The sequence below is a fragment of the Sciscionella sediminilitoris genome (assembly GCF_000737195.2).
Lineage (GTDB): Bacteria > Actinomycetota > Actinomycetes > Mycobacteriales > Pseudonocardiaceae > Sciscionella > Sciscionella sediminilitoris.
Genome location: NZ_JALM01000073.1, coordinates 37,310 through 58,931, shown reverse-complemented (window position 1 = coordinate 58,931; position 21,622 = coordinate 37,310). Strand labels below are relative to the sequence as shown.

The 21,622-nt window shown below is 67.7% G+C and carries 22 protein-coding genes; 6 read left to right on the top strand and 16 right to left on the bottom strand.

What is annotated here, in order from left to right; translation table 11 throughout:
• Nucleotides 1–9 precede the first annotated feature (9 nt).
• From AD72_RS25380 to AD72_RS25370, 3 genes are read right to left on the bottom strand one after another with little or no spacing between them, the layout of a single operon-like run.
• Nucleotides 10–651 (bottom strand): response regulator transcription factor, encoded by a 642-nt coding sequence (locus AD72_RS25380; RefSeq protein ID WP_031469096.1) that lies wholly within the window; start codon nt 649–651, stop codon nt 10–12.
• Nucleotides 644–1,741 (bottom strand): sensor histidine kinase, encoded by a 1,098-nt coding sequence (locus AD72_RS25375; RefSeq protein ID WP_051899001.1) that lies wholly within the window; start codon nt 1,739–1,741, stop codon nt 644–646. Before AD72_RS25375 ends, AD72_RS25380 begins: the two co-directional genes overlap by 8 nt.
• Before the next feature lie 12 nt (nt 1,742–1,753).
• The gene (locus tag AD72_RS25370) at nt 1,754–2,254 is read right to left on the bottom strand and encodes a DUF1453 family protein (RefSeq protein ID WP_031469094.1); all 501 of its coding nucleotides are present in this window, start codon (nt 2,252–2,254) and stop codon (nt 1,754–1,756) included.
• A 139-nt stretch (nt 2,255–2,393) separates the two neighbouring features.
• On the opposite strand from AD72_RS25370, the gene AD72_RS25365 reads away from it, so the two are divergent.
• The 3 genes from AD72_RS25365 (at nt 2,394) to AD72_RS25355 (ending at nt 6,289) form a co-directional block, all read left to right on the top strand.
• Nucleotides 2,394–4,379 (top strand): SDR family oxidoreductase, encoded by a 1,986-nt coding sequence (locus tag AD72_RS25365; protein WP_031469093.1) that lies wholly within the window; start codon nt 2,394–2,396, stop codon nt 4,377–4,379.
• A 33-nt stretch (nt 4,380–4,412) separates the two neighbouring features.
• A complete protein-coding gene (locus AD72_RS25360; RefSeq protein WP_031469092.1) occupies nt 4,413–5,033 on the top strand; it encodes a class I SAM-dependent methyltransferase in 621 nt (206 codons plus the stop codon).
• A gap of 224 nt (nt 5,034–5,257) precedes the next feature.
• Entirely contained in the window at nt 5,258–6,289 is a 1,032-nt protein-coding gene (locus AD72_RS25355; RefSeq protein WP_031469091.1) for a methyltransferase, read from the top strand.
• A 104-nt stretch (nt 6,290–6,393) separates the two neighbouring features.
• On the opposite strand, the gene AD72_RS25350 is transcribed toward AD72_RS25355, so the two are convergent.
• From AD72_RS25350 to AD72_RS25310, 9 genes are read right to left on the bottom strand one after another with little or no spacing between them, the layout of a single operon-like run.
• Nucleotides 6,394–7,206, bottom strand: coding sequence for a hypothetical protein (locus tag AD72_RS25350; protein ID WP_031469090.1), 813 nt, complete (start codon nt 7,204–7,206; stop codon nt 6,394–6,396).
• 10 nt (nt 7,207–7,216) lie between these two features.
• Nucleotides 7,217–8,464, bottom strand: a complete 1,248-nt coding sequence (locus tag AD72_RS25345; protein ID WP_082469157.1) for an MlaD family protein — start codon at nt 8,462–8,464, stop codon at nt 7,217–7,219.
• Nucleotides 8,461–9,516, bottom strand: a complete 1,056-nt coding sequence (locus AD72_RS25340) for an MCE family protein (protein ID WP_197285074.1) — start codon at nt 9,514–9,516, stop codon at nt 8,461–8,463. Before AD72_RS25340 ends, AD72_RS25345 begins: the two co-directional genes overlap by 4 nt.
• Nucleotides 9,516–10,607: an MCE family protein gene (locus AD72_RS25335; protein WP_037347280.1), complete on the bottom strand. Its 1,092-nt coding sequence runs from the start codon at nt 10,605–10,607 to the stop codon at nt 9,516–9,518. Before AD72_RS25335 ends, AD72_RS25340 begins: the two co-directional genes overlap by 1 nt.
• On the bottom strand, nt 10,607–11,596 hold the full coding sequence (locus AD72_RS25330) for an MCE family protein (protein ID WP_031469086.1): 990 nt from the start codon (nt 11,594–11,596) through the stop codon (nt 10,607–10,609). Before AD72_RS25330 ends, AD72_RS25335 begins: the two co-directional genes overlap by 1 nt.
• The gene (locus AD72_RS25325; RefSeq protein WP_031469085.1) at nt 11,593–12,594 is read right to left on the bottom strand and encodes an MCE family protein; all 1,002 of its coding nucleotides are present in this window, start codon (nt 12,592–12,594) and stop codon (nt 11,593–11,595) included. Before AD72_RS25325 ends, AD72_RS25330 begins: the two co-directional genes overlap by 4 nt.
• Nucleotides 12,591–13,880 (bottom strand): MCE family protein, encoded by a 1,290-nt coding sequence (locus tag AD72_RS25320; protein ID WP_031469084.1) that lies wholly within the window; start codon nt 13,878–13,880, stop codon nt 12,591–12,593. Before AD72_RS25320 ends, AD72_RS25325 begins: the two co-directional genes overlap by 4 nt.
• The gene (locus AD72_RS25315) at nt 13,880–14,731 is read right to left on the bottom strand and encodes an MlaE family ABC transporter permease (RefSeq protein WP_031469083.1); all 852 of its coding nucleotides are present in this window, start codon (nt 14,729–14,731) and stop codon (nt 13,880–13,882) included. Before AD72_RS25315 ends, AD72_RS25320 begins: the two co-directional genes overlap by 1 nt.
• On the bottom strand, nt 14,732–15,541 hold the full coding sequence (locus AD72_RS25310; protein ID WP_031469082.1) for an MlaE family ABC transporter permease: 810 nt from the start codon (nt 15,539–15,541) through the stop codon (nt 14,732–14,734).
• Between the two features lie 247 nt (nt 15,542–15,788).
• Between AD72_RS25310 and AD72_RS25305 the strand changes: the two genes are divergently transcribed.
• The gene (locus AD72_RS25305; protein WP_026197181.1) at nt 15,789–16,472 is read left to right on the top strand and encodes a TetR/AcrR family transcriptional regulator; all 684 of its coding nucleotides are present in this window, start codon (nt 15,789–15,791) and stop codon (nt 16,470–16,472) included.
• Nucleotides 16,473–16,479: 7 nt separating this feature from the next.
• Here AD72_RS25305 and AD72_RS25300 read toward each other — a convergent pair whose 3' ends face one another.
• Together AD72_RS25300 and AD72_RS25295 are read right to left on the bottom strand one after the other, a co-directional pair.
• Nucleotides 16,480–17,274: an alpha/beta fold hydrolase gene (locus AD72_RS25300; RefSeq protein WP_031469080.1), complete on the bottom strand. Its 795-nt coding sequence runs from the start codon at nt 17,272–17,274 to the stop codon at nt 16,480–16,482.
• 129 nt (nt 17,275–17,403) lie between these two features.
• Complete coding sequence (locus tag AD72_RS25295) at nt 17,404–17,886, bottom strand: MarR family winged helix-turn-helix transcriptional regulator (RefSeq protein WP_197285073.1); 483 nt, start codon at nt 17,884–17,886, stop codon at nt 17,404–17,406.
• 227 nt (nt 17,887–18,113) lie between these two features.
• Between AD72_RS25295 and AD72_RS25290 the strand changes: the two genes are divergently transcribed.
• Nucleotides 18,114–19,265: an FAD-dependent oxidoreductase gene (locus tag AD72_RS25290; protein WP_031469078.1), complete on the top strand. Its 1,152-nt coding sequence runs from the start codon at nt 18,114–18,116 to the stop codon at nt 19,263–19,265.
• Here the strand turns inward: AD72_RS25290 and AD72_RS25285 are convergent.
• On the bottom strand, nt 19,253–19,528 hold the full coding sequence (locus AD72_RS25285) for a hypothetical protein (RefSeq protein WP_156365373.1): 276 nt from the start codon (nt 19,526–19,528) through the stop codon (nt 19,253–19,255). The two genes, AD72_RS25290 and AD72_RS25285, sit on opposite strands and share 13 nt — an antisense overlap.
• Before the next feature lie 73 nt (nt 19,529–19,601).
• On the opposite strand from AD72_RS25285, the gene AD72_RS25280 reads away from it, so the two are divergent.
• Nucleotides 19,602–20,351, top strand: a complete 750-nt coding sequence (locus tag AD72_RS25280) for a nucleotidyltransferase domain-containing protein (protein ID WP_031469076.1) — start codon at nt 19,602–19,604, stop codon at nt 20,349–20,351.
• Here AD72_RS25280 and AD72_RS25275 read toward each other — a convergent pair.
• Nucleotides 20,348–21,568 carry a DmpA family aminopeptidase gene (locus tag AD72_RS25275; RefSeq protein WP_231644959.1) on the bottom strand — a complete coding sequence of 407 codons (1,221 nt, stop codon included), beginning with the start codon at nt 21,566–21,568 and terminating at the stop codon, nt 20,348–20,350. The two genes, AD72_RS25280 and AD72_RS25275, sit on opposite strands and share 4 nt — an antisense overlap.
• Nucleotides 21,569–21,622: the final 54 nt, after the last annotated feature.

Here is a 21,622-nt window from a genome sequence, read left to right as displayed (position 1 = left end):
AGCCGCCGGTCACGACACCAGCCCGTTGGTGAACGCGTAGCGCACCGCCTTCGCCCGGTCCGTCGCCCCGATCTTGGCGAAGATCCGGTTGATGTGGCTTTTCACGGTCGCCTCGCTGATCACCAGTTCCGCCGCGATCTCCCGGTTGGCCATGCCTCCGGCGATCAGCCGCAGCACGGCGCACTCACGTTCGGAGAGCTCGGCGAGGCTGGGATCGGGCCTGCGTTCCGGTTCGGCGAGCAGTCCCCGCTGCAGTTCGGCGTCCAGCACCGACTGGCCCGCCGCGGCGGCCTCGATGGCGCGCGCGATATCGGCCCGGCCCGCGTCCTTGGTGAGAAAACCGATCGCCCCGGCCCGCAGTGCCCCGCGCACCGCCTCGTCCTCGGCGTAGGTGGTGAGCACGACGACCCGGGTACCCGGATGGTGCTCGCGGATCCGCGCGGTCGCGGTGATCCCGTCGCAGCCGGGCATCCGCAGGTCCATGAGCACCACATCGGGTTCGGTGCGCGCGACCAGGTCGAGCGCGCCTTCCCCGTCCTGGGCGGAGCCGACCACCTCGATACCGGTGAGCGTGTCGAGCAGGATCACCAGCCCCTCGCGCACCGCGGTCTGGTCATCGGCGACGATCACCCGCAACGTCCGCTCAGTCATGCGGCACCCGTACCCGCACGGTCCACCCCGTTTCCTCGGCCCCCGCGGTGACCGTACCGCCGATGCGTTCGGCGCGCTCCCGCATCCCGATCAGCCCGAAACCCTTCCCGGGCTCGGCCGCGGTACCGAGTTCGTTGTGCACCCGCAGGCACAGTTCGCCTTCCGTAGAGCTCAGCGCCATGTGCAGCGGGGCACCCCCGGAATGCTTGCCCGCATTGGTCACCGCCTCGGTGGCGATCCGGCCGAGCGCGAGGGTGACCTCGGGACGCAGCTCGGGCATGGTCTCGGGCAGCTCGAGGTGCGCGGTCCCCTGGTAGCCCTCGGCGAGCCCGGTCAGCACCCCGCGCAGCGCGCCGGGATCCCCGCGCAGCGCCCCGACCGCGCGCCTGGTCTCGGTGAGCCCCTCGGCAGCCAGTCCACGGGCCCGGCGCACGCAGTCGAGCGCGCGTCCGGTTCCCGGGACATCCTCGAGCAGTGCGTCCGCCGCCTCGAGCTGCACGCTGACCGCGCCGATCGAGTGGGCGAGCACATCGTGCATCTCCCTGGCGATCCGTGCCCGTTCCTCGGCCGCGGCCGCCTGCGCCTCGCGTTCCCGCGCCACCTGCGTCTCGGCCAGCAGCAGCTCCGCCTGTTCGAGGCGTTCCTGCCGCTGGCGCCGGGTCACCCCGGCCAGATAGGACCCGGCCGCGGGCAGGATCCACACCAGCCCGATGATCGGTCCGACGAGCAGCCCGTAGAGCAGGCCGACGGCGATCCCGGCGGCGATGGTGATCCCCAGCGCGTACGGTTCGCCCACCGTGGTCGCGGTGGACAGCAGCGCGATGCACACCAGGATCAGGCCCAGCGCGGTCTGCATCGTCCCCGGGACGATCAGCAACCCGCCCGTCACGAACACCGCGTCCAGCACGATCTGCGGTTTCAGCCGGTCGGCCGCGAGCAGGGCGGTGCCGCCCCAGCCGATGACGGTGAGCACGAATCCGGCCAGGGTCAGCGCGTGCACGCCGTGCAGCCCGAAGCCCGGTTCGAAGCCGAGCGCGAACCCGATGGCGCCGAGTACCGCGAGGCGGACGGTGAGAACAGCGGCATTCACCCGCACAGTGTCCTACGCCCGCACCGGGCTCGCCGCGATCACCAGTCCCCTGGCGCGCGCCCTCGGGAACACGACCAGTGCCTCCCCGCCGAAGGTGAGCGCGAGCAGCAGGAACATCAGATGGGTTCCGCCTGCCACCGAGGCACCGAAGACGTTCGCGAGCACCACCATGCCCACCCGCAGCGGGATCAGGGCGAGCCACACGCACACGGTCACCCAGGTGTAGCGCATCCAGGCTCGGCCCTCCTGCTCGTAGAGGCGGCTCAGCACGCCGCGCAGCACCCCGGCCCCGAGGCTCACCACCGCGAACGCGAGCGCCAGCAGCCAGTCCAGGCGGCTCATCACGTGCAGGTCCCCCGATATCTGCTGCACCCCGACCACCAGCAGGACCAGTGGAACGATCAGCAGCCTGCGGGCCGAGACCGGCACCCCGCGCGTCCGGCGCACGATCATCAGCACCACGAGGGCCACGACCACGAGGCCCAGAACGATGTCCAACAGTTCGCTGTTCATGCTACGAACGGTAGTTTTCACGACCCTCGGTACACATCGAACGACGGGTCCAACCTCGGTTCCACCCCTGGGTGCACCCGGACGAGAACGTGCCGCGAAATACATGCGTGCATGCACGCATGTAAGATACGATCTCCCCATGACGCATTACTTCGTGACCGGAGCGACCGGATTCCTCGGCAGGCGGCTCGTGCGCAGGCTGCTCGAACGCCCGGACTGCGAGCGCGTCTCGGTGCTGGTGCGCGAGTCCTCGAAGACCCGCCTCGACCGGCTCACCGAGGACTGGCCGCATCCGGAGCGGGTGGTCTCGGTGCTCGGCGATCTGGGCGCGGACGGGCTCGGCGTGGACCCGGCAACGCTGCCCAGCGCCCCGGATCACGTGGTGCACCTCGGCGCGATCTACGACCTGACCGCGGACGAGGCCGCGAACGAGCAGGCGAACGTCGCCGGGACCGCGAACGCGCTCGCCTTCGCGCGCGATGCGAACGCTGGGCTGTTCCACCATGTCTCCTCGATCGCGGTGGCCGGAGACCACAATGGACGGTTCACCGAGTCCGATTTCGATCTGGGCCAGCGGTTCCCGACGCCGTACCACGCGACGAAGTTCGCCGCGGAACGCCTCGTGCGCCGCCAGGACGCGGTGCCTTTCCGGGTGTACCGGCCCTCCGCGGTCGTCGGGGACTCGGTCACCGGCGAAATGGACAAGATCGACGGCCCGTACTACTTCCTGCCCGCACTGCGCAGGCTCGCGAGCCTGCCCTCCTGGTTGCCGCTCGCCTCCCCGGAACTGGGCAAGACCAACGTGGTTCCGGTGGACTACGTGGTGGATGCGATGGCCTATCTCATGCACCGCGAGGCACCGTCCGGGGCGACCTATCACCTCGCCTCCCCGCGTTCGCAGAGCCTGAACGAGATCGCGAGCGTGTTCAGCGCCGCGGCGGGCGGACCGCGCATCCGGGCCCGGGTGCCGATCGACATCTCCGGGCGGATGCGCAAGCTCGGCCGCGCGCTCAACGCGAACGAGAAACCCCGGCCCGTCAAGAAATCCCTCACCGGCGCGCTCACCGAGATCGGGATCCCGCCGCAGCTGCTCCCCGCGCTCAACGCCCCCGTGGATTTCGACACGGCGCAGACCGAGCACGCGCTGACCGGCAGCGGACTGGAGTGCCCTGCCTTCGCCGACTACGCCCCGGTCCTCTACCGGCACTGGGCGGCCGAACTCGATCCGGATCGCGCGCGCAGGCAACGGATGAACGCGCGGACCGTGCTCGTCACCGGCGCTTCCTCGGGTATCGGGCGAGCCACCGCGCTGCAACTGGCCGAGCGCGGGGCGAACGTGGTGCTCGTGGCCCGGCGCGCGGAGGAACTGGACGCCGTGCGCGACCAGATCCGTGCCGCGGGCGGGAAAGCGGCCAGCTATCCCTGCGATCTCACCGATGACGAGGCCGTGGACGCGCTCGTCAAACAGGTGCTCGCCGAGCAGGGCACGGTGGACATGCTGGTGAACAACGCGGGCCGGTCCATCCGCCGCCCGGTCGCCGCGTCCACCGAACGGATGCACGACTACGAGCGAACCATGGCGCTGAACTACTTCGCCCCGCTGCGGCTTTCCCTCGCGCTGATCCCGAGCATGGCCGCGCAACGGTTCGGGCACATCGTGAACGTCACCACCCAGGGCATTCAGGTGCACGCGCCGCGATTCTCCGCCTACCTCGCCTCCAAGGCCGCGCTCGACGAGTTCGGCGCGGTGGCCGGACGCGAGCTGCTCGCCGAGGGAGTCACGTTCAGCTCGGTACGGGTGCCGCTGGTGCGCACGCAGATGAGCAAACCAGGGGCCAGCGCGTACCGGATGCTGCCCAGCATGGCCCCCGAGCAGGCCGCCGCGCTGGTCGTACGCGCGCTCACCCACCGGGCGCCCGCGGTGAACACCGCCTTCGGCAGCCTCGCCGGTCTCGCCGACACCCTGATGCCGCGGATGGGCAGGCTCGCCACGCATCTCGCCGAATTCCAGGCCCGCCCGGAGACCGCGCCGGACAGCATGCATCTGCATCCGCGCCGTCATCCGCTCGTCGCCGTGGTCAGCACCGCGACCCGGCTCGCCTGGCGACCGCGCCCCAAGGGTTGACCTCAACTTAGCTTGAGGTTGCATGCTCGGGGTATGACAACGAAAAGCAACTTCGAAGCGGCTTACGAGAACGGCACCGCCGGCTGGGTCATCGACCAGCCCCAGCCCGCCGTGCTGGAACTCGATCGCGCCGGACTCATCCGCGGCGCCGTGCTCGAGCCCGGTGCGGGAACCGGAGAGCACACGATCGCGCTCACCGAACGCGGTCACGACATCCTCGGTATCGACTTCGCCGATTCCGCCATCACCCGCGCCCGGGAAAACGCCGCCGCGCACGGGGTTCCGGCCCGGTTCGAGGTCGCCGACGCGCTCGCGCTCACCGGCCCCGCACGGTACGAGACCGTGCTCGACAGCGCCCTGTTCCATGTCTTCGACGGCGAGAGCGGGCGCGCCTACGCCGAGGCGCTGCATCGCGTCTGCCTGCCGGGCGCGCTCGTGCACATCCTCGCCCTCGCCGAGGCCGAACCCAGGGTGGGGCCGCAGATCAGCCAGGGCACCATCCGGGCGGCATTCGGGGCGGACTGGAAGATCGAGTCCATCGAGCAGAGTTCCTATCGTGTCTCGGTGAGCGAGAAACACTGGGCGGAAACCGGTTTGCCGGTCGGAATCCTGGACCGGCCGGCCTGGCTCGCCTGCATCCGTCACCTGGGCTGATCCACGCGCCCACCCGGAACGGGGGATGCGCTTGGTCCCTTTCTCGCATCCCTGTTCCGTCGCGTGGAACCCGGGCTCGCGTTCCGCGGGGCATTCTCCTTACGGTTGGGCGTCCTCGGTATGGAAAACCGAACGGAATTCATATCGAAACACCATCTCGTTTTTCGCTCGATCCATGCCGTGTTTTTCGCGCGAAGACGCCCATTCTCGGGAGAGGAGACAGGATGCCGGAAACGGGCGAGCCGGACTCGGCGCCGTTGCTGCGCCTGGCACTGGGATTCGGCGGGTTCAAGACGATGGCGGCCGCGCTCGACCTCGGCCTCTTCCAGCTGCTCGCCGAGCGGCCGGACCAGACCCGCGAGGAGATCGCGGTGGAGCTCGAACTCGCGGAACGCCCCGCCGATGTGCTGCTTTCCACCTGTGTCTCGCTCGAACTGCTCCTCAAGAACGGCGAACTGTACCGCTGCTCGGATATCGCCGCGGAATTCCTCACCGCGGGGAAACCACGCTACTCCGGCGGCCTGATCCGGTTTTTCGATCGCCGGAGCTATCCGGAATGGCAGCACGTCGGGACCGCGCTGCGCGAGAACCGTCCGACCACAATGGACACCGAACACCGGAACGGCAGGCGCACGGTCGAGGACGAACAGCGGATCGCCCTGTTCTGGGAGGCGATGCGGGCGATGTCCGGCTCGGTCGGCCGGGTGCTCACCGAACTCGTGGACCTCGCCGAACACCACAAGGTGCTCGACCTCGGTGGCGGTTCCGGATCGTGCGCGATCGAACTGTGCCGCGGCCACCCGCAGCTGAGCGCGACCGTGTTCGAGCTGCCGCACATCTGTCCGGTCGCCGCGAACCAGATCCGCGCGGCCGGGCTCACCGGCACGATCGACACCCTCAGCGGGGACTTCCACGCCGATCCCGGACTGCCCACCGGTTACGACGTCATGCTGCTCAGCAACATCCTGCACGACTGGGACGAGGGCAGGGACCGGGAACTACTGCGCAAATGCCTCGCCGTGCTGCCGAGCGGCGGGCTGGTGATCATCAGCGAGATGCTGCTCAACCCGGAACGCACCGGGCCGCCCGAGGCCATGTTGCTGAGCATGCAGCGACTCATCGAAACCGAGCAGGGGCGCAACTATTCCGAGAGCGAGTACGCGGAATGGCTGGCGGACACCGGATTCACCGATATCGAGGTAATCCGCTTCACCGCCCTGGGGGCCAACGGAGCGGTGCTCGGCCGGGTGCCCTGACGATCCCTTCTTCAGCGGCGCAACCGCTCACTACCAAGCTGGCAGCTCGCACCGCGGCGGGTTCCGCCACCCGCGCCGCTACGCAAGCTGGATAAGGAAACTCCTTACACGAAGGTCATGCCGTCGAGTTTCCAGCTGCCGTCCTGACGGACGAGAGTCACCTGGGTGCGCCAGGGTTGCACGACCGGCTCCTTGTGCTGGGCGTTGGTGACGGTCTGGTTGGAGAGGAACACCAGATCGGCCTTGTCGCCCTGCACCCTGGTCACCCCGGAGGCCACGATGTCCATTGTGGACTTCGCCTTGAGCTCCTGCACCTTGCCGCGCAACTGGTTGACCAGGTTCTTGTACTGCGGCCGGAATCCGTCACTGGCGTCCGCGGTCACCGCCTCGATGTTCTTGTTGATGTCCTGGTAGTCGAAGTCGCCGAGGCTTTTCATGATCCGGTTGCCCGCCTGCAGTGCCTCGGTGCGATCGGATTCGGCGGAGTTGGCCTGGAAGTAGCCGACCGCGAAGAACACCGCGGCGGCGAGCACCACCAGAAAGGCCGCCCCCGGCACGAGAACCTTGGCGCGCAACCAGGACGCGGCGCGCTTCGGTTCCGTACTGGCGGGTTCCGTACTGGCGAGTTCCGTACCGGCGGGTTCCGTCTCGGCGGTCTCGGGCTCGGCGGGCTCGGCTTCAGCGACCCCGGGGGCCGGTGCCTCAGCGGTCCCGGGTTCCGGTGCTTCAGCGGTCCCGGGTTCCGGTGTCTCAGCGGTCCCGGGTTCCGGTGCTTCGGCAGCCTCGGTTTCGGTGTCCTCGATCTCGTCGGGCTCGGTCGCGGAATCCTCGGTCGCCGCGGCCTCGGCGGTGTCGTCCTCGACCCACCTGCGCTCGATCGCATCGGTGTCTTTGTCGTTCACGGTCGTCTCGCTCATCGTCGAATCCCTACTGTGTTCCTTGCATCATGACAGCGCTCCAGGACTGCGGTCCGGTCACCGGTGGCTTGCCGTCACCCAGCTTCAGTTTCGAACCGTCCTGCCTCGTCGCGATCCGCGTCTTCGGATCGTAGGTACCGATCTCGGGATTCGTCGGGGATCGCGGCGCGTTCACCGAGCCACGTTGCTGCAGGTACTGCTTGTCTCCCGGGCAGTTCCAGTTGGCCTCGACCGGCCGGGAACCGGTCTGCTGCGGGGTGCGCCGCTGGGTACCGTAGTAGCACACCGGACCGGGCGCCCCGGTGAGGTCGACCGCGGCATCGGTGACCCCGGGATGCTGCGGGCTCGGGAAGAACACACTGGAGAAGTCGTTGATGCCCTTCGGCCCGTCGGTCAGGGATCCGGCCACGGTCGGCAGGTTCAGCGAGAGCACCTGGGTGACATTGGCCAGGTTGGACACGATCAGCGCGATGGAGCGCTGATTGCGGTTCAGGATCGGCATGATCCGCCTGATCATCGCGTTCCCGTCGGTGAGCAGTGTGCCCGCTTTCGGGGTGAGCCCCAACATATCGTCGGTCATCCCGCGCACTTTCTTGGCGAGCGCGGGCAGCTGGTCGACGAGTCCCTGATTCTTCTGGATGGTCGCGGTTCCCCGGTTGGTCAGGTCGATCAGCTGCGGGGTGATCTGCTCGGTGGTCCCCATCAGTTGTTCGGAGTTCTGCAGCAGGGTGTGCAGCTGTGGTTCCATCCCGGACAGTGCGTCCTGCGCCTCGTCTCCCACCTTCGCCAGGTCCTTGGTGTCGATGGTGGCGAGCAGATCGGTGCCGTTCTTGAGGAATCGGTCGAACGGGACGGGGAGCTTGGTGTCCCTGGCCGGGATCGCGTCCCCATCAGCGAGGTAGGGCCCGGAATCGGTGCGCGGCTGCAGGTCCACGTGTTCGATCGCGATCGGCACATCCATGCTCACCGCGGCCTTGGTGTCCTTGGGGACCCGGTAACCGGACTTGATCGCCAGCTCGAGGGTGATGCCCCTGCCACCGGGATCGATGGTGACCGAGTCGACCGAGCCGATCGGGGTGCCGCGATAGGTCACCTGGGAGTTCTGCACGATTCCCCCGGTTTCCGGCAGGTGCATGCTCACCCGGTAGGTGCCCGAGAGCGCGTCCCGCCCCACGGTCTGGGCGACCACCAGGCCCGCGGCGAGGAAACCGACGACGATGAAGGCGATCAACCGGATGATCGGCATTCGCTGCTTCATTTCCCCACCGCCTTCTGCATCAGCTTGCCCGGGCCGCCGGTCTGCGGTCCCTTGTCCGGACGGTTGAGGCCGTTGGCCACCTGGCCGACGAGCTTGCCGATCAGCGGCGGCAGATCCACCCGCATATTCACGGTCAGGTAATCACCGGGAACCCCGGCGGTGAGGTTCGGGCCGACCTTGGAAATGCCCTTGGTGATGGTGCCGACCTGATCGCTGATCTTGGCCAGGCTGGACAGCGGGGCCTGGAATTTGTCGATGAATTCGACGATGTCGCGCTTGTTCTTCCCGACGACCCCTTCCACGGTCGCGGAAAGGTCGCCCACCTTGCCGATCAGTGAGTTCAGCTGGTCCTTCTGGGCGAGGATCGCCTTGATCCCGGGTTCGGTCTGGGTCAGGGCCCGGTCCAGCACCGCCTTGTTCTCGTTCGCGTAGCCGGTCAGCTGGTTCAGATTGTGCAGGGTCTTGTCGATGTTCCCGCTCTGTGAGTCCAAAGTGGACAACACGGTGTGCACCCTGGACAGCAGTTCGCGGATCTCGCCCTCGCGCCCGCCGACGATGGTGTTGGTCTCCCGCACAAGGGTCTTCACCTGGGCGATACCGCTGCCGCGCAGCAGGGTGCCGAGCGAGGCGAGCAGCTGCTCCGGATCCGGGCCACGGGAGGTGTCGGCGAGCGGGATGACATCCCCGCCGCGCAGTGGTGCCGCGCCGGTTCCCTGTGGGGGCAGCAGTTTCACGTACTCCTCGCCGAGCGGGGAGGGCAACTGCAACCGCGCCCCGGTGCCCTTGGGCAGGACGACACCGTTGTTGATGTTCGCGGTGATCCGCGCGACGTAGTCGTGCACGGTGACCTCGGCGACCCGGCCCACATCCGATTGCCCCACCCTGACCAGGCCGCCGACCGGCAGCTGCGCGGCATCGCTGACCTCGATGGTGATCGGATAGGTTTCCGCTGCGGAACCGGTGCCCATCGGGAAGTTCTGGAAGCTGAGCCCGCAACCGCTCAGCGCGAGGACGAGCAGCGCGCCGAGAACGAGAACGGTGAACCGGCGCATCATTTCGCACCCCGCGCCGGATCGAGGAACGCGAGCGGATCCCATTGCGGTGGCGGCGGACCCGGAATCGGGTTCACGATTCCCGCCCCGCTGCACAGCGGATTGGGCAGCGTCTTGCACAGTTCCTGAGTGGAGGCGAACTGCCGCAGATTTGTCGACACATCGATGCGCAGCCGGGCGCGCTTGTCCTTGATCGTCCGGGACAGGTTCTGCATCGCCAGCGGAAGGTATTTGATCCCGTCCACGATCTGGTAACGCAGATCCGAAAGAGTCTGCGTGGTGTCGGCGAAGCTCTTCACGGTCCCGTCGATACGGTTGCCGTACTTGTTGAGCAGATCCGAGGCCTGCCGCATCAGTCCGGTCAGCTTGCCGATGGTGTCGGTGATGATCTGCTGGTGTGACTGGTATTCCCCGGTGATCGCGTTGACCGTGCCGGAAAGGGAATCGATCGAGGACTGGTTCTCGTCCACCACGCTGACCAGTTGCTGCAGGCTGCTCAGCATGCGCTTGGCGTCCGGAGTGCCGGAGACGACCAGCGAGCTCGCGCTGCCGATGCTCTTGATCGCCTCGTTGACCTTCTTTCCGTTGCCGTCGAAGGCTTTCGCTGTATCCTTGAGCCCGCCGCCGAGCAGCCCCTGCGGATTGTCCTTGCTCGGTCCGAATGCCTTGGCGAGCGTGTCCAGGGTGTCCACGAGTTTGTCCCAGGGAACCGGGGCGTGGGTGCGCTCGACCGGGATGTGCGCCCCGTCGCGCAACAATGGTCCGCCGTGATAGGTCGGGGTGAGTTCGAGGTACTGGTCGCTGATCACGTCCGGATTCATCACATAGGCCTGTGCGTTCGCCGGGATCTTCGTGCTGCTCGGCACGGTGAACGTGACCGTGGCGGTTTTCCCGTGCGGCACGACGGACTCCACCTTGCCGATGGGCAGCCCGAGCTGGGTGACCTTGTTCCCGGCGAACAGGCTCGCGGTGGCGGTGAACTCCGCGCGCACGGTCAGGTGCGCGCTCGGCCGCAGGAAGGCGAACCAGCCGGCGAGCGCGACGAGGACCAGCACCACACCCAGGACGAGGAGTTTGCGCCAACTCTGCATCACTGACACCCCTTGACCAGGCCGAGCACGCAGTCGATGTTGTCCGGAAGCAGGATCCCGGGGACCGCGAAGTCGATCCACGGCCCGTTTCCGGTGGCGTTGGCCAGGTTCTTCGAGCCGTCGTGCAGGTTCTTCAGCGCCTCGCCGAGCAGCGACTGGTGCTTCTTCAGGCCGTCGGCGAGCGTGACCAGGTTGGTGAGCAGTGGATCGACCTTGGCCTCGTTGTCCTTGATGAGCTGGCTGACCTGGCCGATGAGTTTGTTCGTGACGGTGAGCAGGGTGGAGATCGCGTCCCGCTGCTGCACGAGGTACTCGGCGACCACCTTCGCGTTGCCGAGCAGTTCCTTGAGGTTCTTGCGCTGACCGACCAGCACATCGGTCACGGATTTGGCTCCACGCAACAGTTTCTGGAACTGGTCGTTGCGTTCGGCTACCATTTTGCTGACCCCGGTGACGCCGTTCAACGTGTCCCCGATCAGTTTCGGATCGGTCGGCAGATTGCCGCGCAGCGTGGTGATCGCGTCCTGCATCGCCTTGATGTCCAGGTTTCCCGCGGTACTCGATGCGGACCGGGCCAGCGAGCCGACGTCGAAGGGCACCGAGGTCCTGCTGGTAGGAATGGTGTCCCCGGACCGCATCGGAGTGTTCCCGGCCGGGCGCACCGCGATGTAGCGGCGGCCGAGCACGGTCTGGATCTTGATCTCCGCGGTGGTGCGGGTACCCAGCTGCTGATCGCGATCGAGCCGGAAACGCGCCGCGACGTGATCGCCCTCGATCTCCAGATCGGTCACCCGCCCGGAGGGCACCCCGGCCACGTACACCTGGGAACCGTTCTGCAGCCCCGATGCGTTCACGAAATCGGCGGTGTACTCGCGGGTGTTCGCGTTGAACGTCACCTTCGGCACGAACACCGCGGCGAGCAGCGCGGCCGCGATCAGCAGCACCCCGATGGAACCGGCGCGCAACGGATTGATCGAGCTGAGGTTCATCGGCACACCCCGCTGTGGATATTGGGCGGCAGGGCGGTGTCGATCGGGCCGAGCTTGAGGTTCACGCTGCACAGATAGACGTTCGCCCAGCTGCCGTAGGAGGTCAGGTTGCCGAGCTTGGCGAATCCCTTGCTTGCCGAGTCGAAGGCTCGCACCAGTTCCGGTCCGTGCTGGGAGAGCTGACCGGAAACCTGGTTGAGCAGCTTCAGGTTGTTGGTCAGTTTCGCCCCGGACTGTTCGGTGACCCCGGCGAGGGTGTTCGCCATCTGGGTGGTGGAGTCGAGTACATCGCTGATCTGCCCGCGTTCGTCCACGGCGAGCTGCATGAGTTTGTCGAGCGCGGAAACCAGCGAGGTGAACTGCTGCTTTTTGCCCAGCATGGAGCCGATCACCGAGTTCAGGTTGTCTAGCAGCTGCCCGATGAGCGGGTCGTCCTTGGTGATCTTCGAGGTGAGTGAGACCACGGTGTTCAGCACCTGTTCGATCGGTTCCTTCTCGCCCTGGAAAACCCGGACGAGAGAGCGTGCCAACTGGTTGGCCTGTTCGGGTTCGAGCGAGTCGAACAGCGGGCGGAATCCGTTGAGCAGGGTGGTCAGATCGACCGCGGGTGTGGTGCGGGACAACGGAATCACCGAACCGGGGTCCAGGCGCTGACCGAGCGAGACACCCCGCCCGACGGCCAGATACCGGCTGCCGAGCAGATCGGCGTAGCGCACCGCGACCGTGCTGTCCGGGCTGACCTTCTGCTTCGTGGCCACCTCGAAATCCACCTGCGCGACGCCGTCGTGCTGACTGACCCCGGTGACCCTGCCGACCCGGACCCCGGCCATGCGCACATCGCTTCCCGGGGTGACGCCTTCGGCATCGGTGAACCGGGCGCTGTAGTGATAAGTGGGATCGGCCATCGGTTGCACGAGCGTGTTCACCATGAGCACCGTGCTCAGCGAGGTCACCAGGAGGAAGACGCCGAGCTTGATGAGCACGCCGATGTCCTTCATTGGGTCACCACCGTGGATCCGCGCAGCGCGGTGCCGAGGTAGGTCTGCAGGATGCCGTCCATGGATTTCGGTGGCTGCTGAGCCGAACCGGTGATCCGCGGGAGCAGCGAACGCAGTTTCGCGGCCTCATCTTGCGGGGTCTCGGTCTGCGGGGTTTCGGTGCGTTGCTGCCCGCCGCCGAGCTGGTCGTCGCCCGGCGGGCGGCTCTGCTCGCCCTGCAACGGGAGGTCGGGCGGGGCGGGAACCGAGCAGTTCGGCCCGTCCAGCCCTGGATAGCGCGGGCAGTCCTTGGAGGTGTACGGCTTCGAGTTGTACAGATCGACCCGGTTGGCGTGGATGGTGGTCTTGTTGCTCACCCCGTCGGTGGAGTTGCCGAGATTGGCCAGCGCCTTGAACATGTCCGGCAGGCCCTCCGGATAGGTCGCGAAGGTGGAACCGACCGGATTTCCGGTGTGCAGCAACCGGATGATGTTGTCCTTGTTCTGCGCGAGCAGACCGGTGCCCTGGTCCGCCGCGGCGCCGCCACCGGCGAGCAGTGCGGCGATATCGCCCTGCCGGTGCGCCACGAACTGGGACAGGTCCACGGCATTGCGCAGTACCCCGTAGGCGTCGGGGGCGGCCTGCCGGAGTTTGCCGGACATGTTCGCGAAGGCTTCCACCGTCGGTTTGATCTTGCCGGTGAGTGGCATGAGTTTGCCCGAGGCGTTGTAGGCGCGGTCGATCAGTGAGCCGATTTCGTTGCCTTTGCCGTCGAGCAGGGTGGACAGTGCGGTGAGTACTTGGTTGATCTGCGCGGGCCGTAATCCGGTGATGAGGTTGTAGGCCTTTTCGTAGGAGTCGTAGAGGTCCACGGTCTGCTTGGAGCGGTCCGCGGCGATGCGGGCGCCCGCGGTGAGGGTGCTGGCGGCTCGTGGCCCGGCGTCGATGAGGTCGAGGAACTGGTCGCCGAACACGGTGCGGGGCAGGATGCGGACCTGGACCGAGGACGGGATCCGGTGCAGCTGTTCGGGTTGGATGCGCATTTCGATCCGGGATGTGGTGCGCCCGGTGGCCAGGGGCACCACGGTTTTGAGTTTGCCGACGACCACGCCGCGGTATTGCACGGGTGCGTTGACCGCGAGCGGGCTCCCGGAAACCTCCACCACCGAACTGATCACCGGAAGCGTGGTCAGCCCGCCCATACTGGCCAGCACCGCGAACACCCCGCCGACCAGCAGCACCACCCCGACCGCGAGCCCGCGCAGCGCCCGCACCCGCCGGGAGACCTGCCGCTTCGAGACGTCCATCAGCTGCCCACCCCGATTCCGGGCAGTTTGGGTGGGATGCCGTAGAACGCGAAGGCGAGGATCATGTCCAGGATGACGAGGGTGACCAGGCTGGTGCGCAGTGCGCGTCCCGCGGCGCGGCCGACTCCTTCAGGTCCGCCGTGCGCGGTGTAGCCGTAGTAGCAGTGCACCAGGGTCACGATGACCGCGAAGATCAACGCTTTGGCCACCGAGATGACCACGTCTTCCGGGGTGAGCATGAGCTGGAAGAAGTAGTCGTAGGTGCCCGAGGACTGTCCACCCAGGACCACGATGGACAGATACGTGGCCAGATAGGAGGCGAACAGGCCAAGCAGGTACAGCGGCAGCACCGAGATCAGCGCGGCGAGCATCCGGGTGGTGACCAGGAACGGCAGGGAGCGCACCGCCATGCTCTCCAGCGCGTCGACTTCTTCCGAGATCCGCATCGCGCCCAGCTGCGCGGTGAACCCGGTCCCCACCTTCGCGGCGAGCGCGATGCTGGCCACCAGCGGGGCGAGCTCACGGGTGTTGATCACCGAACCGAGCAACCCGGTCAGCGGGGTCAGCCCGATCAGCCCGAGCCCCCGCTGGCCTTCCAAACCCAGCTGCGCACTGGTGATGAAGGCCATCCCGAACACCACGCCGACCGTGCCGCCCGCCGCGATCATGCTCGCGGTACCGAAACTGATCTGCCCGATCAGCACCACGACCTGCTGCCAGTAGGAGCGGATCGCCTTGGGCACCGCGCCGAGGCTGCGCAGATAGAACACGAACTGATCGCCGAGCTCGGCGAGCGCGTCCACGAACCGCCGACCCTGCAACACCACGACCCGGCGCATGGGAAGTGCCATCTAGTACTCCCCCTTCCCCGGGATCAGTACCGGGTACAGCTCGGAGAGCACCACATTGATGACGAAGACCATGGTGAACGCGAGCACCACCGTCTCGTTCACCGCCTCCCCCACCCCACCCGGGCCACCCCGAGCGGTCAACCCCTTGTACGAAGCGATGATCGACGCCGCGACCGCGAACCCCGCCGCCTTGAACGCCGCCACGAAAAAATCCGCGGGCTGACTGAACTGAGTCAGCGTCTGCAGGAACCCGCCCGAAGAATTACCGAGCACGATCGTCTGCACGAACATGCTGGACCCGACCCCGACCACCATCACCAGGCTGTCCAGCAACACGGTCACCACGACCGCCGCGAGCACCCTCGGCACCACCAACCGATCGATACTCGGGATCCCCATCACCTCGAGCGCATCCACCTCCTCCCGGATCTTGCGCGCACCCAGATCCGCACAAATCGCCGAACCCCCCACCCCCGCGATCATCAACGCACAGATCAACGGCGCCACCTGACCGACGATCACGAACCCGACCACCGCACCCGTATAGTTCTGCGCACCCAACTGCCCGGCAAGCGAACCAACCAGGACCGCGATCAACACCCCGAGCGGGATCGTGACCAGCAGGGTGGGCAGCAGCGTCACCGAGGCCAGGAACCAGGTCTGCTGATAGGTCTCGCGCACGTTCAGCCTGCGGCCCGCGAGGACCTTCACCGCCGAGGCGCCGGTCACCACGGCGAACCCGACCATCGAGCCGATCTGCCAGACCGTTCTGGCGAGCGGCCCACGCTCGAGCGGGTGCACATCCAGCATGCGCCGCGACCTCCCGCCTGGTGAGTAGCGTCTCTATGACCGGGACCACAAGGTGTGCGAGAAGATACCTGCACGAGTGCATGAATGTCTAGGAGCTTGGCTGCTGACGTGGTTGTGTCTAAGGTGTCTCGTACCGTCAAACGAGCTGGCCGCGAGGAGGTTACTTCGCCCAGCACAGGGCGCACGAGCGCAGCGAAACTTACCGGCAGTGGTGATGGTAGATTTGCTATACGCCCCGGAGGAGGAGGTGTCGGGCTTGTCGAAACTCGCCCAGCAGCGGCCGCGCCGCACCCAGGCGGAGCGGCGCGCGGAGACCCGCCGCAAGCTGCTCGACGCCACGATCGACTGCCTCGTCGAGTACGGCTACGCGGGGATGACCACCGCGAAGGTCGTCGAACGCGCCGGGGTGACCAGGGGCGCGCAGGCACACTACTTCCAGACCAAGGCCAGCCTGGTCGTCGCCGCGATCCGGCACCTGGCCATGCGCCGCGCCGAGGAGGCCTTCGAGCGGATGGCCACCATCCGCAAGACCAACGATCCGCTGGACGCCGCGCTCGAACTGCTCTGGGAGACGCACAACGGCCCGGTCTTCATCGCCACCACCGAACTCTGGCTCGCCGCGCGCACCGATCCCGAACTGAGCGAGCAGATGAACGTGGTCGAGCCCATGGCGACCAGCGCGATCCTGAGCTTCACCCAGCGCTTCCCGCTCGGCAAACCCTGGCTGCGCGAGCTGCAGAATTTCCTCTACACCGCGATGGACACGGTGCGCGGACTGATGCTCGGCGGCTTCGGGCTCACCGAGGAGGAACAGCTCGCCCGCTGGCGCAGGGCCAAGGCCGATCTACGCGCGCTCGCCGAGGCCAAGATCGCGGCGAACGGGGTCACCCCCAAGGAGCTCAACGCCATCCTGGAGAACGCGGCCAAGTGAACGCCACTCAGGCGTAGAAGGACAGCACCGCCTCGGCGACCGCGGCCGGGTTCTCCAGGGTCGGGAAATGCGTCTGCCCGGGAATGTGCACCGGATCGAACCACGGGTGCTCGCGGGCGAACTCCTCCTGGAAGGCGCGGTATTCGGTGGAAAGCGGCTGCGAGTAGATGTGCCGTACGCGCAGCCGTCCGGACAGTTCGGCCATCCGGCGCAGTGGATCACCCCAGCGGGCGTAGGACTTCTCGATCTCCCGGCAGGCACGCATCCACATCGGTCCGCCGAACCAGGTCATCTCGCGGTTCACGTGATCGAGCACGTCGAGGCAGTCGGTGCCCTCGGTCCACTCGTCGAACAGGCTCTGCCGCGCGGCCACGTGCGTCTCCGGCTCGCAGCCCTCGCGGATCTGCTTGTGGAATCCGGGAAAGGGCTGCATCAGCCAGTCGATCACCACGGTACGGCCCAGGCTCGACGCGCCGAGGCGCTCGTGCACGTCGATGTTCACCCAGCAACCGTGCGAGGTGGAGAGCAGTCGCACATCCTCGAGGCCAAGGCGGTCGATCAGGACCAGGATGTCCGAGGCCAGATCCTCGGCCGTGAAGTCCCCGCGATCGGTCAGCCGCCCGTCGTGCCCGCGGAAATTGACCCGCAGTACCCGGTAGTGCTCGGCGAGCAGCGGTTCGAGGTGCCGGAACAGCCGGTGATCCTGGGCCCAGCCGTGCAGCATGATCAGCGCGGGTGCGGCCGGGTCACCGGATTCCACGTACTCGATCGGCCAGCCGTCGATGGTGACAGTGTTGAGCATGTTCCTGGGGTCCTTTCCGTCCCGAACGGGACCGGGCCGGGAGCACGGCAGGCACTCCCCGGAAATACGGAACAATGTCGTCGGCCGCGGCCACGGTATGTCGCATTGCTGGCGATCGTCAAGAATTCGTTAATCGCGCCCGCCGATCTGGTCCTCGATGATGCGGACGAGTTCGCCGAGCATGGCCACGACCTCGGGCCTGCGTTCCGGGGCGAACCGCTGCAGCGCATCCCGCTGGAATTCACGCAGCAGCGCGTGTTTTTCCTGCCACAGCCGCGCACCCTGCGTGGTGAGTTCGACGAGGACGACCCGGTCATCGCGCGCGCTCGGCACCCGCCGGACGATCTCCCGGTTCTCCAGCGTGTTGAGCATGCGGGTCACGGTCGGCTGCGCGAGCCCCGCCGACTGGGCGATCTCGCCGACCGGCAGCGGACCGGATTTGGCGACCGATTCGAGCATCGCCACCTGGGACTCGGTCAGGTTCACTCCCGCGCCATCGCGCCCGACGGTGCCCCGCCCGCGTTTGAGCACGCGGTAGATGCCGTTGCAGGCCTCGGCCCATTCGACGGCCATGGCGGGATCGATCGGGTCCTGTCCGGTTTGCTCCGCCACCGTCCGCTCCATCCGGTATCGGCATCCTGACCAGGGGAAACCTTAGCAAACCTGGTACATAGCTTGCTATATAACTCGACCGGTCGTATTCTGCTCGGCGTCGTCCCAGGTCACCCGATGCGACCTGGCGGAGGCGGTGCGCGTGGCCGGCAGGGCCGCCGCCCGGTTCCGGGCCGAATCCGTTCCCCCGTCGCGTCCGGGCGGGGCAGCACCTCCATGGACGACACATGCCCGCACACACCGGCCATGCCGAGATCGCCGGCGGCGGTATCGGCGGCCTCACCGCCGCGGCCGCGCTCGCCCGCCGCGGCTGGTCCGTCCGGCTGCACGAACGCGAGGAATCCTTGCGCGCCTTCGGTTCCGGGATCTACCTGTGGAGCAACGGACTCGCCGTGCTCGCCCAGCTCGGGGTCCTGGAACAAACCGTGGACGGCGCCCACCACGGCGGTTTCATCCAGACCCGCGACCACCGCGACCGGGTGCTCAGCCGGATCCCGATCAACCGGCCCGGCGGCGTCGAGGTGCTCACGGTGCTGCGCGAACGGCTCATCAACGCCCTGCTCGGCGCCGCGCGCACGGCCGGGGTGCGGATCGTGACCGGTTCGGCCGCGGTCCGCGCCGATCCCTCCGGGGTGCTCGAACTCGCCGACGGCACCCGGCATCACGCCGATCTCGTGGTGGCCGCGGACGGCGCCGGTTCCCGGTTGCGCGACGGGCTCGGCCTGCTGCGCGGCAGGCGGGCGCTCGGCCAGCGCTGCGCCCGCTTCCTGATCCCGCGCACCCCGGGACTGGTTCCCGAACAAGACGCCGAGGACTACATCGAATTCCTGTCCGGCAACCGCTTCCTGCTCTACACCCCCAGCAGCGCCACCGATCTGTACATCGCGCTGGTCTGCCCGGAAGACGATGCCGCGGCCATCGGGGATCCGGTACCGCAACAGCCGTGGATCTCCGCGTTCCCGCAGGCGGAACCGCTGCTGCGAGAACTGGGCGCCGCACCACGATGGGACGAGTTCGAATGCCTCGACCTGCGTTCCTGGTCCGCGGGCAGGGTGGCGATCCTCGGCGACGCCGCGCATGCCCAGCCGCCGTATCTGGGGCAGGGCGGTGGCTGCGCGATGCTGGCCGCGGCCGGGCTCGCCCATTCGGTCACCCACGGTGCGGGAACCCTGGAGAACCGGCTCCGCCAGTGGGAAACGCGGGAGCGCCCGCTCATTGCCCGCACCCAGCGGTTCTCCTATCGGGTCGGCCGGCTCAACGACCTCGCCGACCGGCCACGCGCCGCCCTGCTACGGGTACTCGGCCGATCGAGGAGGTTCGCCGATGCGCGGCTGCGTGCCGCACGCGCGATCCCGGCGGGCACCGATCAGATCAGGTAGAGCACCGCGAACACCGCGGCGGTGAGCACCGCGAGCCAGGCGACGGCCCGCGCGGCCTTCGCGCCCCGTTCCCCGAGCACATGGTGCGCGAGCCCGTTCAGCAGCACCGCGACCCCGCACAGCGCGACCACACCCGAGGACCAGACCGGATTCGCGATCACCAGGACGATGCCCATGATCAGCACGATCGCGCCGATCACCACATCCCTTCGCGCCGCGCGTAGGCAGCGGCCCCGGATCGTCGGCGCGACGGCTCGTTCCATGCCGCTCATTAGAACACGATCAAGCCGTCGCCGCGGCAACAAACCGGTTGCCATCCCGTGTCACGATCTCCGCATGGACGAGAACGGATTCCTGGAACGAATCGCCGGGCAACTGGCCGGGCTGCCCCTCGTGGAAGCGGTCACCCTCGGTGGTTCCCGGGCGCAGGGCACCCATCGCCCGGACAGCGACTGGGATCTGGCGATCTACTACCGGGGCGAGTTCGATCCGGAACACCTGCGCGCGCTCGGCTGGCCCGGCGAGGTCTCCGAACTCGGCGGCTGGGGCGGCGGCGTGTTCAACGGCGGCGCCTGGGTGCAACCCGAGGGACGCCAGGTGGATGTGCACTACCGCGATCTCGACGTGGTGGAGCGCGAACTGGGGAAAGCGGAAGCCGGACGGTTCCACATCGAACCGCTGCTGTTCCACCTCGCCGGGATCCCGTCCTATCTGGTCGTCGGCGAGCTCGCGATCAACAAGGTGCTGCGCGGTGAACTTCCGCGACCGGTCTACCCCGAACCGCTGCGGGAGAACGCGCCGAAGGTGTGGTGGGGCAGCGCGGATCTGCTGTTCACCTACGCCCGTTCCAACCACGCACCGTACGGCAGGCTCGCCCAGTGCCTCGGGCTGCTGGCACAGGCGGCGAGCCAGTCCGCGCACGCGGTGCTCGCCGCGCGCGGGGAATGGGTCACCAACGAGAAAACCCTGCTCACCAGGGCCGGACTGAGCGGGATCGACGAGCTGTGCGGCGCCGCGGTTCCGGGAAACCTGACCGAAACCGTGGACGCCGCGCGCGCACTCTGCGCGAAAGCGGCCGGGATCTAGCGCCGGTTGTATTTCGCGAGCGTGTCCAGGAGTTTGTCGTCCGGCAGCTCGTACGCGGTGGCACCACGGAATCCGGTCATCGTGCGCGCGGCGAGCATCGCGTTCAGGATGGCTTCCTCGGTGGCTTCCACGACCGCGTAGAACAGCGGATCGACCGCGGAGTTCGGCAACTGTTCCACGGTGTACGCGCTCGGGGGCCCGTCCAGCGAAGCCGGGATCCGGCCCGCCGCGGCGGTGGAGAACGCGAGCGTGCCGTCCCCGCTGCCGTTCTCCCCGGCGCCGCCGGTGCGCCCGATCCCGAGCGCGGTGCGTTGCGCGAGCCGATCGCACTGCTGCGCGGAAAGCGGCGCATTCGTCGCGACGAGGGTGATGATCGATCCCGCGCCCTGCTGCGCTTCTCCGGGCAGTGGAACGACATCCGCGCCGATGTGCTCGCCGACCGGAACCCCTTGCACGGTCAGCCGCGGGCGTTTGCCGTGATTGGCCTGCACGAGCACCCCGACCGTCCAGCCACCGTCCGCGCCGTCCAGCACCCGCGAGGAGGTGCCGATGCCGCCCTTGAAACCGTGACAGATCATCCCGGTCCCACCACCGACATTGCCCTCGGCGACCGGTCCCGATCGCGCGGAACGGTACGCGGCCCGCGCGTGCGCGGTCGTGACGTGCTGGCCGTCAGTGTCGTTGAGTTTGCCGTCCCAGGTTTCCGCGACCACGGGCAGCGACCAGCTCTGCTTTCCTTCCTCGGCCTGCAGCGCGTAGAGCGCATCGCGCACCACCCTGACGCTGCCGGTGTTGGTGATCCCGACCGGCGAGGACAGCAGCCCCGACTCCCGCAGCCACGCGGTTCCGGTCATCTCCCCGTTGCCGTTGAGCCAGTGGAACCCGGCCGGGATCACGTCCTCGAACGGATTTCCGTTGTGCGGCACCAGCATGGTGACCCCGGTGCGCACCGCCTCGTCCCCCTGTCCGGAGATCAGCGTGGTGTGCCCGACCCGGACCCCGTCCACATCGGTGATCGCGTTGTGCTTCCCGGTTTCCCGTGATCCGACCCGGATCCCCAGTTCCCGCGCCCGTGGGCGGGCCTTCGGCGGCGGTACCTCCTGGGCCGCGTTCGCGGTGGAGCTCACGGCGGCACCGGCCAGACCGGCCGCGGCCCCGGTGAGCATCGTCCTGCGGGTCAGATCCCTGCGCGTCACGTCACTGTGGCGTTGAGTCATGCCGGGAAACCATCCTCGCCCCGGTCACCCCACTCAACGGGCAATGTGCACAGA